The 13,544-nt window shown below is 62.9% G+C and carries 14 protein-coding genes; 9 read left to right on the top strand and 5 right to left on the bottom strand.

Annotated features, from left to right (window positions below; genetic code table 11):
* The first annotated feature begins 10 nt into the window (after window positions 1-10).
* The 4 genes from P9272_RS01730 (at window position 11) to P9272_RS01715 (ending at window position 4,510) form a co-directional block, all read left to right on the top strand.
* Window positions 11-1,771, top strand: coding sequence for a thiamine pyrophosphate-dependent enzyme (locus P9272_RS01730; RefSeq protein WP_278158387.1), 1,761 nt, complete (start codon window positions 11-13; stop codon window positions 1,769-1,771).
* A gap of 15 nt (window positions 1,772-1,786) precedes the next feature.
* Window positions 1,787-3,778 (top strand): protein-L-isoaspartate(D-aspartate) O-methyltransferase, encoded by a 1,992-nt coding sequence (locus P9272_RS01725; protein WP_278158385.1) that lies wholly within the window; start codon window positions 1,787-1,789, stop codon window positions 3,776-3,778.
* Window positions 3,779-3,831: 53 nt separating this feature from the next.
* Window positions 3,832-4,032 (top strand): hypothetical protein, encoded by a 201-nt coding sequence (locus P9272_RS01720; protein WP_278158383.1) that lies wholly within the window; start codon window positions 3,832-3,834, stop codon window positions 4,030-4,032.
* 163 nt (window positions 4,033-4,195) lie between these two features.
* Window positions 4,196-4,510, top strand: coding sequence for a hypothetical protein (locus P9272_RS01715; protein WP_278158382.1), 315 nt, complete (start codon window positions 4,196-4,198; stop codon window positions 4,508-4,510).
* An 84-nt stretch (window positions 4,511-4,594) separates the two neighbouring features.
* On the opposite strand, the gene P9272_RS01710 is transcribed toward P9272_RS01715, so the two are convergent.
* Together P9272_RS01710 and P9272_RS01705 are read right to left on the bottom strand one after the other, a co-directional pair.
* Complete coding sequence (locus tag P9272_RS01710) at window positions 4,595-4,984, bottom strand: hypothetical protein (protein WP_278158380.1); 390 nt, start codon at window positions 4,982-4,984, stop codon at window positions 4,595-4,597.
* A 128-nt stretch (window positions 4,985-5,112) separates the two neighbouring features.
* Window positions 5,113-5,427 (bottom strand): hypothetical protein, encoded by a 315-nt coding sequence (locus tag P9272_RS01705; RefSeq protein ID WP_128259249.1) that lies wholly within the window; start codon window positions 5,425-5,427, stop codon window positions 5,113-5,115.
* 147 nt (window positions 5,428-5,574) lie between these two features.
* Between P9272_RS01705 and P9272_RS01700 the strand changes: the two genes are divergently transcribed.
* Complete coding sequence (locus P9272_RS01700; RefSeq protein WP_128259248.1) at window positions 5,575-5,778, top strand: DUF2934 domain-containing protein; 204 nt, start codon at window positions 5,575-5,577, stop codon at window positions 5,776-5,778.
* Between the two features lie 248 nt (window positions 5,779-6,026).
* Here P9272_RS01700 and P9272_RS01695 read toward each other — a convergent pair whose 3' ends face one another.
* On the bottom strand, window positions 6,027-6,200 hold the full coding sequence (locus P9272_RS01695; RefSeq protein WP_278158377.1) for a hypothetical protein: 174 nt from the start codon (window positions 6,198-6,200) through the stop codon (window positions 6,027-6,029).
* A 220-nt stretch (window positions 6,201-6,420) separates the two neighbouring features.
* On the opposite strand from P9272_RS01695, the gene P9272_RS01690 reads away from it, so the two are divergent.
* Complete coding sequence (locus P9272_RS01690; protein ID WP_278158375.1) at window positions 6,421-7,023, top strand: response regulator; 603 nt, start codon at window positions 6,421-6,423, stop codon at window positions 7,021-7,023.
* Between the two features lie 45 nt (window positions 7,024-7,068).
* Here P9272_RS01690 and P9272_RS01685 read toward each other — a convergent pair whose 3' ends face one another.
* The gene (locus P9272_RS01685; protein ID WP_128259246.1) at window positions 7,069-7,500 is read right to left on the bottom strand and encodes a hypothetical protein; all 432 of its coding nucleotides are present in this window, start codon (window positions 7,498-7,500) and stop codon (window positions 7,069-7,071) included.
* A 574-nt stretch (window positions 7,501-8,074) separates the two neighbouring features.
* Here P9272_RS01685 and P9272_RS01680 point away from each other — a divergent pair.
* From P9272_RS01680 to P9272_RS01670, 3 genes are read left to right on the top strand one after another with little or no spacing between them, the layout of a single operon-like run.
* On the top strand, window positions 8,075-9,130 hold the full coding sequence (locus P9272_RS01680; protein ID WP_278158372.1) for a chemotaxis protein CheB: 1,056 nt from the start codon (window positions 8,075-8,077) through the stop codon (window positions 9,128-9,130).
* Window positions 9,084-12,713 carry a CheR family methyltransferase gene (locus P9272_RS01675; RefSeq protein WP_278158370.1) on the top strand — a complete coding sequence of 1,210 codons (3,630 nt, stop codon included), beginning with the start codon at window positions 9,084-9,086 and terminating at the stop codon, window positions 12,711-12,713. The genes P9272_RS01680 and P9272_RS01675 overlap by 47 nt, the downstream gene beginning before the upstream one ends.
* Window positions 12,682-13,071, top strand: coding sequence for a response regulator (locus P9272_RS01670; protein WP_128259243.1), 390 nt, complete (start codon window positions 12,682-12,684; stop codon window positions 13,069-13,071). Before P9272_RS01675 ends, P9272_RS01670 begins: the two co-directional genes overlap by 32 nt.
* 32 nt (window positions 13,072-13,103) lie before the next feature.
* On the opposite strand, the gene P9272_RS01665 is transcribed toward P9272_RS01670, so the two are convergent.
* Window positions 13,104-13,466 carry a response regulator gene (locus P9272_RS01665; RefSeq protein WP_278158367.1) on the bottom strand — a complete coding sequence of 121 codons (363 nt, stop codon included), beginning with the start codon at window positions 13,464-13,466 and terminating at the stop codon, window positions 13,104-13,106.
* Between the last annotated feature and the right edge of the window lie 78 nt (window positions 13,467-13,544).

The raw sequence follows: 13,544 nt of genomic DNA, 5'->3' as shown, positions 1-13,544 counted from the left end.
GAGCCTCGCCATGCCCAATGCAGCCGAAATTCTCGTCGACACCTTGATCGCCTGGAACGTCGAAGTCGTGTTCGGGCTGCCCGGCGACGGCATCAACGGCGTCATGGAGGCGCTGCGCAAAAACCAGGACAGGATATCCTTCGTCCAGGTGCGGCACGAGGAATCGGCCGCGTTCATGGCTTGCGCCTACGCCAAATGGACAGGGAAGCTCGGAGTGTGCCTCGCAACGTCCGGACCCGGCGGTACTCACCTTCTCACCGGCCTCTACGACGCCAGGCTCGACCAGGCGCCGGTGCTGGCGATCACCGGCATGCAGTTCCATGATCTAGTCGAGACTTTCACCCAGCAGGATGTCGATCTCACCCGCGTCTTCAATGACGTCAGCGTCTATAATGTCCAGGTCTCGGACGCGGCGCATATGGAGAACGTGGCGAGCCTTGCCTGCCGCACGGCGCTCGCCCGCAAAGGCGTCGCTCATCTTTCGATCGCCAGCGATATCCAGGAGCAGCCCGCCGACGCGGCCAAGCGATCCAAGCGCAACCGGCCGGCTCACACGCCGCAGGACATGTTCGCCCCTCGCTGCCTCGCGCAGGATGCGGAGTTGGACAAGGCCGCGGCCATTCTCAACGACGCTGGGCGCGTGGCGATCCTTGCGGGACGCGGAGCGATCGGCGCGGCGGCTGAACTCGAGGAAACGGCGCGGCTGTTGCAGGCACCGATCGCCAAGGCCTTGCTCGGCAAGGCGGTGCTGCCAGACGATCATCCCTACACCACGGGCGGCATCGGCATTCTGGGCACCTTGCCATCGCAAGAGGCGATGGAGACGTGCGACGCCGTCCTCATCGTCGGCTCGACCTTCCCTTATATCGAGTATTATCCGCAGCCGGGCAAGGCGCGCGGCGTCCAGATCGATTGCGATGCGCAGCGCATCGGCCTGCGCTTTCCGGTCGAGGCCGGTCTGGTCGGCGATGCTGCAGAGACCATGCGCGCTCTCAACAAGCGGCTGAAGCCGAAGGGCGACGGCGCATTCCTGGCGACCGCGCAGAGCTCGATGCAAAAATGGCGCGAGATGATGCGTAAGTCCGAAGATGGCTTGGCCCATCCCCTCAAGCCGCAGCGGGTCGCGCGCGCCTTCGGCGAACGCCTCGCCGACAATACGGTACTGGCGACCGATTCCGGCCAGAACACGGAACTCGCCGCGCGCCATGTCGATCTTCGCGCCGGGCAAGCCTTCGGCGTTTCGGGCGCGCTCGCCTCCATGTCCTGCGGCCTCAGCTACGCGATCGCGGCCGGTATTGCCTTTCCGGGCCGGCCGGTCGCAGCGATCGTCGGCGATGGCGGGCTTGCCATGCAACTAGGCGAGTTCTCCACGGCCGTGCGCTACGGCATTCCGCTGAAAGTCCTAGTCATCAAGAACAACATGCTGAACCAGATCGCCTGGGAGCAGATGATGTTCCTCGGAAACCCCCAATTCGGCTGCGAGTTGCAGCCGATCGATTTCGCCAAGGCGGCCGAGGCGATGGGCGGAAAAGGCTTCAGAATCGAGCGGGAGGAGGAGGTCGAGCGCGTGCTCGACCAGGCTTTCGCCGCCAGCGGGCCGGTGATCATCGAGGCGCTGGTAGACGCCTACGAGCCGATGATGCCGCCGAAGATGCCGTCGGATTACGCCAAGAACTTCCGCAAGGCGCTGCCTCAGACTCCCGGCCGCGAGCAGATCGAAGAAAACGTCGCCCGCGAGCCGGCCAAGACGATGATGGAGGCAGGCGAATAGGACGGAGGAGTGCCCATGCTCGATCTTTCCCGCGAGCGCCGTCGGATGGTCGACGTTCATCTTGCCCGCCGTGGCATCCAGGATCGGGAAATCCTGGCGGCGATGCGGGAAGTTCCGCGCGAAGTCTTCGTGGATCCGGGCTATGAGGAATTCGCCTATGAGGACGGACCGCTGCCGATCGCGGAAGGGCAGACGATATCGCAGCCCTACATCGTTGCCTTCATGCTGGAGATGGCGGAGATCGGCCCGGGGGACCAAGTGCTTGAGGTCGGCACGGGATCCGGCTACGCCGCTGCCGTCATGAGCCGCATCGTCGACCATGTCTACACGGTCGAACGCCATGCATCGCTAGCAGAGGCCGCAAGACGGCGCTTTCAGAAACTGGGCTACGGCAACATCGAAGTCCGGACCGGGGACGGCACCAGAGGCTGGCCCGAAGCAGCACCCTTCGACGCGATCGTGGTGGCGGCGAGCGGACCGGGCGCGCCGCTGGCCTTGCAGCAGCAGCTCGATGTCGGCGGCAGGCTGGTTATTCCTGTCGGCGACGATCCCGACGAGCAGCGCCTGCTCAAGGTAACCCGCACGGGCGCATCGACCTATAGCGAGGTGGATTTCGGCGGCGTGCGCTTCGTCCCGTTGATCGGCGAACAGGGCTGGCGGGAGGAAAACCGCCCGGCGGCTGTCCGCACGACCCCGCTGGCACGCCAACGCAGCCTGCCGGAGATGATCGCAGCGGCCGCCGAGCCGCTTTCCGACCTCGACGATCCCGGGTTTGCGGAACCTTTCGACCGGTTCGCGGAGCGGCGGATCGTCCTGCTCGGCGAATCCAGCCATGGCACGTCCGAATTCTACCGGGCGCGCGCGGCGATCACCAAAAGGCTGATCGAGAGGCACGGCTTCACAATCGTCGCGGCCGAAGCCGATTGGCCCGATGCAGCGGCCGTCGACCGCTATGTCCGCGGCCGAGGCGCCTCGCCCGTCGCCGATCAGCCGTTCCAGCGTTTTCCAACCTGGATGTGGCGCAACACCGACGTCGCGACATTCGTGGAATGGCTGCGCGAGCACAATGACAAGGCCAAGGCACTGCAGCCGCAAGCAGGCTTTTATGGCCTCGACATCTACAACATGCGCGGCTCGATCGCCGCCGTCCTGGAATATCTCGACCGCGTCGACCCCGAGGCGGCAAGGGTTGCGCGGGAACGCTATGGCTGCCTGACGCCATGGCAGACCGAACCGTCGACCTACGGCCGCGCCGCGCTGACCAGGGGCTATCGCGAATGCGAGGAAGCGGCCCTCGATCAGTGCCGCGACATGCTGGCGAGACAGTTGAATGATTCCGGGCCAGACGGCGACGATCTTTTCGACGCAGCGCAGAATGCCCGGCTCGTCGCCTCCGCCGAGCAGTACTACCGCGTCATGTATTATGGCGGACCGCAATCCTGGAATCTGCGCGACACGCATATGTTCGAAACGCTCGAGCATATTCTCCATGCGCGAGGACCCAACGCGAAGGCCGTGGTGTGGGCCCACAATTCGCACATAGGCGATGCCCGCTACACCGAAATGGGAATCTCGCGCGGCGAAGTGAACATTGGCCAGCTCTGCCGGCAGCGGTTTGGTGACAAGGCGGCGCTCATCGGCTTAGGCACGCACACCGGCACTGTTGCGGCGGCGACCGACTGGGACGGCGAGATGGAAATCAAGTCGGTAAGGCCATCGCGTGAGGACAGCTATGAGCGGCTTTGCCACGACGCCGGCATCGGCCGGTTCCTGCTTGACCTCGGGCGCGACCCGAACCTGCGCGACCGTCTGACGGAGCGCCGCCTGGAGCGCTTCATCGGCGTGATCTACCGGCCGGAAACCGAATTGCACAGCCACTATGCCGACGCTTCGCTGGCCCGGCAGTTCGACGCCTTGGTCTGGTTCGATGAAACCAGCGCCGTCACGCCGCTCGGGCCCGAGCACGCGACTGAAGGCATGCCGGAAACCTATCCGTTCGGCATCTGACGCCTAAACATTCCGAGCCGCTTCCAGTTCGAAAGACATAACGAGGAACGGCCATGAGCGGAAACCAGCACCCGAAATCGAAAAAGCCGAGCGATGCGGATATGAGCGATGATCCCGGCATCGGAACTTCCAAGGGCACCATCAAGGAAGGCGACGAGCTGGAGCATGGCGAGAACACAGTCGAAGGTGATGTCGAAAACGACACCACCGACGCAGGCGGCATCGAGCCACGCCCCGTTCGCACGAATAAGTAAACTCAGAACTAATACCGTTCAACATATTAGAATTCTTAATTCTGCCCGGTATGCATCAACATTGATGAACAAAACCTCCATCCGAGCAGCGGCCTTTGGAACATCTGGAAGAATTTTATGTTGACTAATATCGCAATCAGGCGATCAACAGGAGATCCTTACCATGATAAAACTTCTTTCCGCATCGGTTCTTGCAATTGTCCTGGCAACTTCCGCGATGGCGCAAACGAGCGGCTCGGGCAACGGGGACGGCACAAACGGCGCCGGCGCTACCACAGGCACCACCGGCACTGGCGCTGCAACAGGCATGGGCAGCAACAACGGCAACGGCACGATCGATCCAAACGCCACCAACAGCACGAACACCTCCAAGCCCAACGGCGCAGCCGATCGCTGCAAGGACGTGGCCGGCAACGACGTCGACAACAATACCGCTACCGGCAACACCACATCCAATATGCAGAACTGCAACAAGTAGGTCTGCAGCCCGCGCCACGCGGAGGGCCCGCGTTTCACAGGCGGGCCCTTCTTTCTTGGCGATCGCGTGGCTGGAGCATTCCCGCTACATGCCGCGGTCCGGGACGTAGAGGCAGAAGGAGTGCTGCGAATTGATATCGCCACCTGGCTTGCATTCGTGAAAGTTCTCGTCGCGCGATCGCTTTATGCGGTGGTCGCTGTAGGGGATCAGCTCGCCGGTCGAAAGCTGATAACCGTATTTGGTCTCCTTCACGTCCGAAGGGGGGGCCTGGTAGCAGTCCACTCCGGCGCAGCAAGAAGAATCATATTGCCAGCCCGCCGGTGCTTGGTGCGCCGATGCCGGCATGCAGAGGGAACCAGCCAAAAGGCTCGCGGGCAATATCAGCAACACTTTCGATCGGCGCTGATCGGACGGACGGCGCCTCACCGCGCCCACCGCTCTGTGGACATGTCTGCTTGAGGCTTTTCTGTTCATGGTCGGTCCGCCTTGTTGCGGCAGGCCCCGCAAGAAGGGGCCTGACAGACCGCCCGGGGGGATATCAATCGCCGGAACGGCCGCTCCCGAACTTAGAAGTCAAAGCTATGTTCCACGGCAGGTGCTGTTCATTCCTTTACATAGGCACCGGGCTGACGGCCGCTCCGGGGCGCCTTGGCGTCCTTGGAATGCTCCGCGACTGCCGGGCCAGCGCCTGAACTCTTTACCGTCGCCGGACTGGGCGTCGGCTGCTGCGGCAGATTGCGGCCGTCCGATTGATGGGTCTTGTCCTCGACCTCGCCTTGTCTACGGCTAAGGCCTGGGTCGACGTGAGGTTTTTCGTTGCCGGCGGCGTCCTGTGAAAATTCGTCGCTCGGATCCGGATCGGTGTTCGCCGGATATTTCCTGGCGCCCGTCTCGCGACGGTTCTGGATGTCCTTCATGATTCATCTCCGGTTGGATGAAAGATAACACCGGCGCGAGGATGGCGTTCCAATCCCGGGCAGCACGAGTGAAGTTCCTGATGGAACAAACCTCCCGGGACCCGATTAGGCGCAGGCGGTGAAGCTCAGCCGCGAGAGGAGCCGGGCATGAACAGGGAAGAACGCATCAGGCAACGCGCCCACGAGATCTGGGACCGCGAAGGCCGCCCCGAAGGACGCCAGCAAGAACATTGGGATCAGGCCGTACAAGAGATCGAGTCGGAAGTCTCGGAAGCCGAGCGCGGTCCGGTCGCGCCCGATCCCGCGGTTGGCGTCGGCTCGGACCCGGCCGCCAACAGGCCAGGCGGCTAGAGCCGCTGATACGTCGTATCGCAATTGCGCTCGGCATTCTGGTGGTCGTTCTGGTCGCCCTCTGGGTCTGGACCGGCCAGAACGGCAGGCGCCCAGCCGGCGGTGCCCAACAGCCCTCGCCGCACGCTATCGACCAGAATGGCTGAGAGGATGAGGTCTTCATCGCGCGGCGGTGTCGCCAGCCTTGTGCCGCTTGCCTTGGCAGGAACGAGCAGGCCGGAGTTGGCGCGCAGGCCTCTGAAGAACTCCTACAGATAGGGCAGCAGTTCGAACAGCATGATAACGATCATCACGGCGGCAATATATGTCACCGCAAGTTGCTGATGTTTCCAGGTCAGGTCGAAGCGAGCTTTTGCCGTTCCGGCGCCAAACAGCGCCAGGAATTGGCCCCAATGCAGCGCCACCGCGATGATCAACCCCATCAGCGGAAGCAGTGGACATGCTGCTCGATCGGGCTCACCGCAGGGCGGCGGATGGTTCCATGCCTCCTCAAGCCGGATGGAAGCGCATGCGGCGAACGGCCGGAACAGTTCATCTGTCGCTGCGTTCTAACATCTGGCTTCCCGGCGACCTCATCGTCATGCGCGCCGGGTTGAGCGGCATAATTTGCGGCTGAGGTATGCGAACTGAAGGAGCTCGTGCGTGCGAAACCTCAGGGGACTCCACCTCTTGATCGCGGAGGACGAGTGGCTGCTCGCCAGCGATCTCGCGACCTTCTTCGCCGACATGGGCGCCGTCATCCTTGGACCGGTGGCGACGCTGGAGCAGGCCGGACGGCACGCGAAAGCAGCCGAGGCCGCGATCCTGGACATTGACCTGCACGGCCGCAAGATCTTCCCGGTGGCGGACGAACTGATGCTGCGGAACGTGCCCTTCGTGTTCTTCAGCGGATATGACGACATCGCCATCCCCGAGCATTTGCGTTTCGCGAGCAGCCTGAGCAAGTCCTCGAACCGCGTCACCCTGGTCGACGCGCTGTTCCCGCCGCAGCCCTCGGCGGAGCCAGCGACCATCGCGCAGGCGATGTCTGCGGCGGAGGACGTCGTCGCTCTGCTGCCCAAGCTCCGGCTCACCGCTCGTCTGCTTTTGGACGATGCCGGGGCCTCCGACCGCCTTGTCGAGCACACTTTGGAACAGGCGCTCGAGGATATCGACAAACGGCCCGTTGGCTTATCGATCGCCGTCTGGCTGAACACCATCATGCGCAGGATAGCCTGGTCGCGCGGAGCCTCTCTTTTGCACTGATCATCGGGCCGCCGGCGACCTGCGCTCGCCGGCCGACCAGCGCTCTTATTGCACGAAGCGGCTTCTGAGCCAGGCGAGGATCCGGTTGCCTTTTACGATTCGACGCACCCGCGCGGCCGCCCAACTGGCCTGCATCGTCGCGCCTGCATGGCAGCTGCAGACGACGTCATGCAATTGCCAATCCGAGAGTTCGAAAAAGCGCTTCGCCTCGCCATAGGTGTCCGACCGCAATCCGGCGGCGCGCAGCAGCGGATCATCGAAGGCCACCGCGAGCGGCGATCCGTCCGCCCGTACGCGTTCACGGACCCCGGGATCGACATATTCGGTGCCCGTCAGCGCCGATAGGCAGCGCTGGGGATTGCGTTCCAGAAGTTCCGCCCACCGCTCGATCCGCTGCCTTCTCGTCGCAAGAGGAATCAACCCGAGCCGGTCGACGACCGCCACCGATTGAAGTTCATATGAGGTCTGATGCTTCATTGCTGTCTCCTGTGGTTGTGGCGGCGACATCTGCACGGCGGCGCGGCAGGTTCTGCCGGTGCCTGAAGCCCACGCCTGCGAGGGACAAGCGCGGGCCGACCAGGTGTTGCCCACCCGTCTTCAACAGACGCCTTGGAGCGGCGTCTGAGGCGAACCCGAACTGCCAGCGATCACCTATGTTCCAGCCATTCTCGCCAAGGGATTGGGAAGACGAGGTCCAGGCCATCGCGGGGGCCCTTTCCTCGCCCGCCCTAACGTTGTTTAGGCGAGGCAAAGAAAGACCCGTCGCCGGGGAGGAAAGCGGCGACGGGTCATTGCAGCGGGACACCTGGAGCGGACATGACCGCAGCGCCCTAAGCGCGCATGATGGTGTTTGTTCCAAAAGAAATCCTACCAGCACCCTGGAAAAGCCGGCGAACGGCTGTATCGCCGCGACCAACCGAGAAGCGAGACGCGGCAGCGATGGAACATCACGTGGATTGCATGGTTAAACAGCTGACCGGTCGCTGAACCGCGATGGCGCCATCACCGCAACGGAACGGTTCTACAGCCCAATCTGGAGGCTCGTCGCGGAATGGCCCGTTCCAAAGGCCCAACGAACAACCACGACATCATCGTCATCGGCGCGTCGGCCGGCGGTATCGAACCTCTGAAGCGGATCGTCGCCGATCTGCCCGCCGGCCTGCCGGCGGCAGTGTTCATCGTGGTGCATGTCGGCGAGATCAGTTATCTGCCCGATATCCTCGACCGCGCGGGGCGGCTCGAAGCGCAGCCGGCCGGGAACGGCGCGGCGTTCAGGATGGGCTGCATCTATGTGGCACCGCCCCGTTTCCATCTTCTCCTTCACGATGGCCATATGATGCTACGGCGCGGTCCACGTGAAAACCTGGCCCGACCGGCCATCGACCCCTTGTTCCGTTCGGCGGCGCTGAGCTACGGCGCCAGCGTCATCGGTGTGCTGCTGTCGGGCTCGCTTTCCGATGGCACCGCCGGTTTGAGGGCCGTCAAGGCCGTCGGCGGGCTGGCGGTGGTCCAGCATCCCAAAGACACGCTGGTGCCTTCCATGGTGGAAAGCGCGCTGAATTATGTCGAGGTCGACCACTGTGTACCCGCCGCGGAGGTTGGCGGCTTGCTGGCAAAGCTCGCGGCCGAGCCGCCGGGCGAGACCTTTGCGGCACCGCCGGTGGTCAGATTGGGGGCGGCCATCGCCGCGCAGGAGCATTCGACCATGAAGGATGCGGATCGACTTGGCGAGTTGTCGGTGTTTACATGCCCGGAATGCCACGGACCGCTGTGGGAGATCGAAGACGGTGACATGTTGCGCTATCGGTGCCATACCGGGCACGCCTTTACCGCCGACGCGGTGATAGAGGCTCAGGCGGTCGAGGCGGACGAGATCCTATGGGCCCTGCTTCGCTCTCATCAGCAGCGGGCGGAGTTTGCCCGGCGCATGGCCGAGCGGGAAAAGACACGGCGTCGCTCCGAACTGGCCAATCAATTCGGCCAGCGGGCGCAGGAATACGAAGCGGATGCCGCTGTCATCGAGCGCATCCTTGAGAGCAGGCTAGCACGGTTAGGCGGTAATGGCGCGGGCGGAGAGGAAGAAAAGCACGACAAGAGCGGAGCCTAGCGACACGCGCGAGGCCGCAACGGCGGCGGCACCTTTCCCTATTGTCGGTATCGGCGCGTCGGCCGGCGGCATCGCGGCCCTCCAACGGTTCTTTCCCGAAGTGCCGGCCGACAGCGGCTTTGCCTATGTGGTCATTCAACATCTTGACGCCGAGCACGAAAGCGTTCTCGCCAGCATCATCCAGCGGTCGACCTCGATCGAGACCCTGACGGCGGCCGAAGACATGGAGATCGAGCCCGACAAGATATACGTCACGCCGCCCGGTGTATCGGTGACGGTGCAGGGCCAGCATTTCCATATGGCCAAAATGGCCACGACGAGAGCCAGGCGGACGCCGATCGGCGATTTCTTCACGTCGCTGGCGCAGGAGCAGTCGGAGAACGCGGCGGGAGTCATCCTTTCCGGCACTGGCAGCGACGGCACCATCGGTTTGAGAGCCGTCAAGGAACGCGGCGGACTGACCTTGGCACAGGAAAGCGCCGAGTATGACGGCATGATGCGCAGCGCCGTCCAGAGCGGCCTGGTCGACATGGTGCTTCCCGCTGAGGAAATGGCGGGCAAGCTGACCAGCTATTTCCGGCACGCCAACCACACCGACAGCGAGCGCGACCGCCGCAAGCGCGATGTGGCCGAGCAGCTTTCGCGCATCGCGGCGCTGCTTCGTGTGCGCACCGGCCATGATTTCAGCGGCTACAAGGACAACACGATCCTGCGCCGTATCCAGCGCCGGATGCAGGTGCTGCAGATCGACGACCCGATCGCGTTTTACGAGCGGCTGCGCGACGAGCCGCAGCAGGTCGATCTGCTCTTTCAGGACCTGCTGATCGGCGTCACCAGCTTCTTTCGCGACGAGCACGCCTTCGATGTGCTGGAAAGGCTGGTCATTCCCCGGCTGTTCGAGAACCGAAAGCCCGCCGAGACGATCCGTGTATGGGTTCCCGGCTGTGCGACGGGCGAAGAAGCCTATTCGATCGCCATGCTCTTGAAGGAGAGCGCTCCGCGGGGCGCCGCCTCCCCCAATCTGCAGATTTTCGCCACCGATATCGACGAGCGCGCGCTGGAGGTGGCCCGCGCCGGGCGCTATCCTGCAACGATCGCCATGGACATAACGCCGAAGCGGCTCAAGGAGTTTTTCTCGCGCGAAGACGGCACTTACCGCGTTTCGGCCGATCTGCGCGAGGTCTGTCTGTTTTCCTCGCACAACCTGTTGCGCGACCCACCCTTCTCCAAGCTCGACCTGATCGCCTGCCGGAACCTCCTGATCTATATGGGCCCGGAGCTGCAGGAAAAAATCGTTCCGATCTTCCATTACGCACTGCGCAACAACGGCTATCTCTTTCTCGGATCCTCGGAAAACGTCACGCGGCACGCCCGCCTGTTCTCCACCATCGACAAGGCGAGCCGCATCTTCCAGAAGCGCGGCGGGATGACCCCGCAGCGGTTGCCGGAATTCCCGCTCGCCACCTCCGCCAGGCACACCGCGCCGAACACGCGGCAGCGGGCGACGAACGGAACCTTGCAGGAAGTGGCGGAGCGCCTTCTCGTCGAGCGATTTGCGCCGGCCTATGTGGTGGTCAACGCCGGCGGCGAATTGATGCATAGTTCCGGCGGTACAGGCAAATATCTCGAGCTCGCCGCGGGCGCCTCCGATCACAACGTCTTTTCCATGGCAAGGCGGGGCCTTCGCATGGACCTGCGCGCCGCGCTCCACAAGGCGGCCAGCACTGGACAGGTGGCAATCCAGAACAAGATCACCGTCGGCACCAATGGCGGCCGGCAAACGATCAGTCTTGCCGTGCAGCCGTTGCCCTCTGACGGCGCGGCGGACCCGCTCTACATGCTGGTCTTCCGGGATATTGGGGGCATCAAGACGGAGTCGGAGGACGAGCCCGTCGACACGGCCGACGATGTGGAAAGCGCCAATGTCAGTCAACTCGAAAGGGAGTTGAGGGAAACCAAGGAGCGGCTGCAAATCACCACGGAGGAACTCGAATCCTCCAATGAGGAGCTGAAATCCTCCAACGAGGAACTGTCGTCGATCAACGAGGAGCTGCAGTCGTCCAACGAGGAACTGGAAACCTCGAAGGAAGAGCTGCAATCGATCAATGAGGAACTGCAGACGGTCAATGCCGAGCTCAATATCCGCGTCGACGAACTCAGCCGCGCGAATAACGACATGGCAAACCTGCTCGAAAGCACGCAGATCGCCACCGTGTTTCTCGACCGCGACCTCTGCATCAAGAGCTTCACGCCGACCGCCCGCGACCTTTTCCGCCTGGTCGAGAGCGATGTCGGCCGGCCGCTGGCGCATGTGCGCCCGCGCTTCCCCGCCGACGGGCTGCAGGCCGACATGGAGCAGGTGCTGCTGAGGCTTGGCACGATCGAGCGGCAGGTCGAAGGTACTGACAACGGCCGGCGCTACATCATGCGCGTCCTGCCCTATCGCACCGTCGACAACGTGATTGCCGGTGTCGTCGTCACCTTTGTCGATATCACGCAGATCGCGCGGGCCGAGGAGAAGATCGGCGTGCTCTCGCATGATTTGCACAACCGCGTCGAAAGCCTTGAAACCCTGCTGGACCTGGTGCCGGTCGGCATCTTCATCGCCGAGGATGGCAACGGCGTGGAGATCCGCGCAAACCGACGCGCGGTGGAACTCATGGGGCAGCGCTCCACCGGCGACAAGCTCATTTCGGTCCCCGCCATCCTGCCGCTGACGCTCAACGGCGTTAAGGTGAACGCTGAAGACCAGCCTCTGCGAATGGCAATTCGCACCGGAAAACCTATCCCCGGTTACGAGGCGCAAATCCTGCACGAGAATGGCTCTGGCATCGACGTAATGATGTCTGCCAACCCGCTTTTCGACGAAAACGGCAAAGTGCGCGGCGCCATCGCGACCCTTGTCGACATATCGAGCCACAAGGAGGAAGAGCGCAGCCAGGAGAGATTGCTGCACGAACTGCAACATCGCGTAAAGAACATCCTGGCCACGGTCACCGCGCTGGCTTCACGCATGGTTCGCACGTCGAGCTCAATGGGTGATTTCTTTTCCTCGTTCCAGCAGCGGCTGCAGGCAATGGGTCGGACGCACGAAGTGCTGTCTTCCTACAACTGGCGCGATGCCGATCTCGAGCAGCTGCTACGGGCGGTCCTAGCGCCCTACAGCAGCAAGCTTCGCCAGAACATCGTCATTGACGGAAAATCGCTGCAGCTCGGCGCAAGCATGGCCGCGACACTTGGCATGGTGTTCTTCGAGCTTGCCAGCAATGCGGCGAAATACGGGGCGCTCTCGACTGAGGACGGCCGCGTGGAAGTGGGCTGGAAGACCGACAAATCGGGTGTTCTGTCAATCCGGTGGAAGGAAATCGGCGGGCCTGCCGTAGACGAGCCATCGCGACTGAATTTCGGAACAAGCTTTATCAAGCAAAGTTTAGAGTATGAGCTAGGGGGGAAAGTCGACCTGCGGTTCAAGCCCTCCGGGTTTGAGTGCGACATCCAGATACCGTTGGCCCCGCCGCGGATCGCTGATATTCTCACGCTGGGTGCCAGGGATGAACACAGATACACTCTTGTCCGGCCTTAAAGTCCTGGTGGTTGAGGACGTGTTCATGCTTGCGCAGGACTTGGCCGACCAGTTGAGCGGTGCCGGATGCACCGTGATAGGACCGGTGCCTACCGTTCAACAGGCGCTGGATCAAGCGGACAGTACCGCCCTGGATGGCGCCGTGCTGGATGTGAATCTTCGCGGCGATCGAAGCTTTCCTTTGGCCGAGCAATTGGCCCGTGACGGCGTGCCTTTCATTTTTCTCACCGGATATGACAGCGTCACCGTCTTCCCCGATCAATTCAGGGACGCGCAGAAGCTAACCAAGCCCGTCGACTACAAGATGCTGGTCGAGGCGGTGTCGCGGTTCCGCAAAGGTGATCCCGCGTCGGGCTGAAGTCCGGCTTGGGCTCGTTGCATTGGCCTGATCTATTGCTCGGCGCGATGCCCTACGAGCCGGCTTGCCAGTTCGACCAAGTCCGCGATCGGCGCCGGCTTGGGCACATAAGGCGCGCCGTGGAAGATCGGCGACTGGAACTCCGGATCATAGCCCGAATGGACGACGAAAGGCACGCCCGCTTCCTTGAGGCGGGCGGCGGCGACACCGCGCTGGCCGTCGAGCAGTTGGATATCGATGATGGCAAGGGCCGGCCTGTGATCGTCCAGCCAAGCCGCGGCTGCCCGCTCGGACGCCACGCAGGCGGACTCGAAACCTCGCTCCTTCAGACCGTTCGCCACGTCGGACGCAATCAGATATTCGTCTTCAATGATTAGTGCGAGGAGCGCTCCCATGGCGACCTCCTCTGACGGGCGCATCTCTTGCGGACGCACGACTGATCGTACTCCGGCGGCCAGGAAAATGCACCATAC

Origin of the sequence: Mesorhizobium sp. WSM4976 (genome assembly GCF_029625685.1) — a bacterium.
Lineage (GTDB): Bacteria > Pseudomonadota > Alphaproteobacteria > Rhizobiales > Rhizobiaceae > Mesorhizobium.
Note: the sequence above shows the minus strand (reverse complement) of the source record. Positions and strands in the feature narration are given on the sequence as shown.

Excerpts from the sequence above, each read along its gene's own strand:
- P9272_RS01675 (WP_278158370.1), top strand. The coding sequence starts at position 9,084 with ATGGCGCGGGCGGAGAGGAAGAAAAGCACGACAAGAGCGGAGCCTAGC.
- P9272_RS01670 (WP_128259243.1), top strand. The coding sequence starts at position 12,682 with ATGAACACAGATACACTCTTGTCCGGCCTTAAAGTCCTGGTGGTTGAG.
- P9272_RS01680 (WP_278158372.1), top strand. The coding sequence starts at position 8,075 with ATGGCCCGTTCCAAAGGCCCAACGAACAACCACGACATCATCGTCATC.
- P9272_RS01695 (WP_278158377.1), bottom strand. The coding sequence starts at position 6,200 with ATGGGGTTGATCATCGCGGTGGCGCTGCATTGGGGCCAATTCCTGGCG.
- P9272_RS01730 (WP_278158387.1), top strand. The coding sequence starts at position 11 with ATGCCCAATGCAGCCGAAATTCTCGTCGACACCTTGATCGCCTGGAAC.
- P9272_RS01685 (WP_128259246.1), bottom strand. The coding sequence starts at position 7,500 with ATGAAGCATCAGACCTCATATGAACTTCAATCGGTGGCGGTCGTCGAC.
- P9272_RS01700 (WP_128259248.1), top strand. The coding sequence starts at position 5,575 with ATGAACAGGGAAGAACGCATCAGGCAACGCGCCCACGAGATCTGGGAC.
- P9272_RS01665 (WP_278158367.1), bottom strand. The coding sequence starts at position 13,466 with ATGGGAGCGCTCCTCGCACTAATCATTGAAGACGAATATCTGATTGCG.
- P9272_RS01715 (WP_278158382.1), top strand. The coding sequence starts at position 4,196 with ATGATAAAACTTCTTTCCGCATCGGTTCTTGCAATTGTCCTGGCAACT.
- P9272_RS01725 (WP_278158385.1), top strand. The coding sequence starts at position 1,787 with ATGCTCGATCTTTCCCGCGAGCGCCGTCGGATGGTCGACGTTCATCTT.
- P9272_RS01720 (WP_278158383.1), top strand. The coding sequence starts at position 3,832 with ATGAGCGGAAACCAGCACCCGAAATCGAAAAAGCCGAGCGATGCGGAT.
- P9272_RS01710 (WP_278158380.1), bottom strand. The coding sequence starts at position 4,984 with ATGAACAGAAAAGCCTCAAGCAGACATGTCCACAGAGCGGTGGGCGCG.
- P9272_RS01705 (WP_128259249.1), bottom strand. The coding sequence starts at position 5,427 with ATGAAGGACATCCAGAACCGTCGCGAGACGGGCGCCAGGAAATATCCG.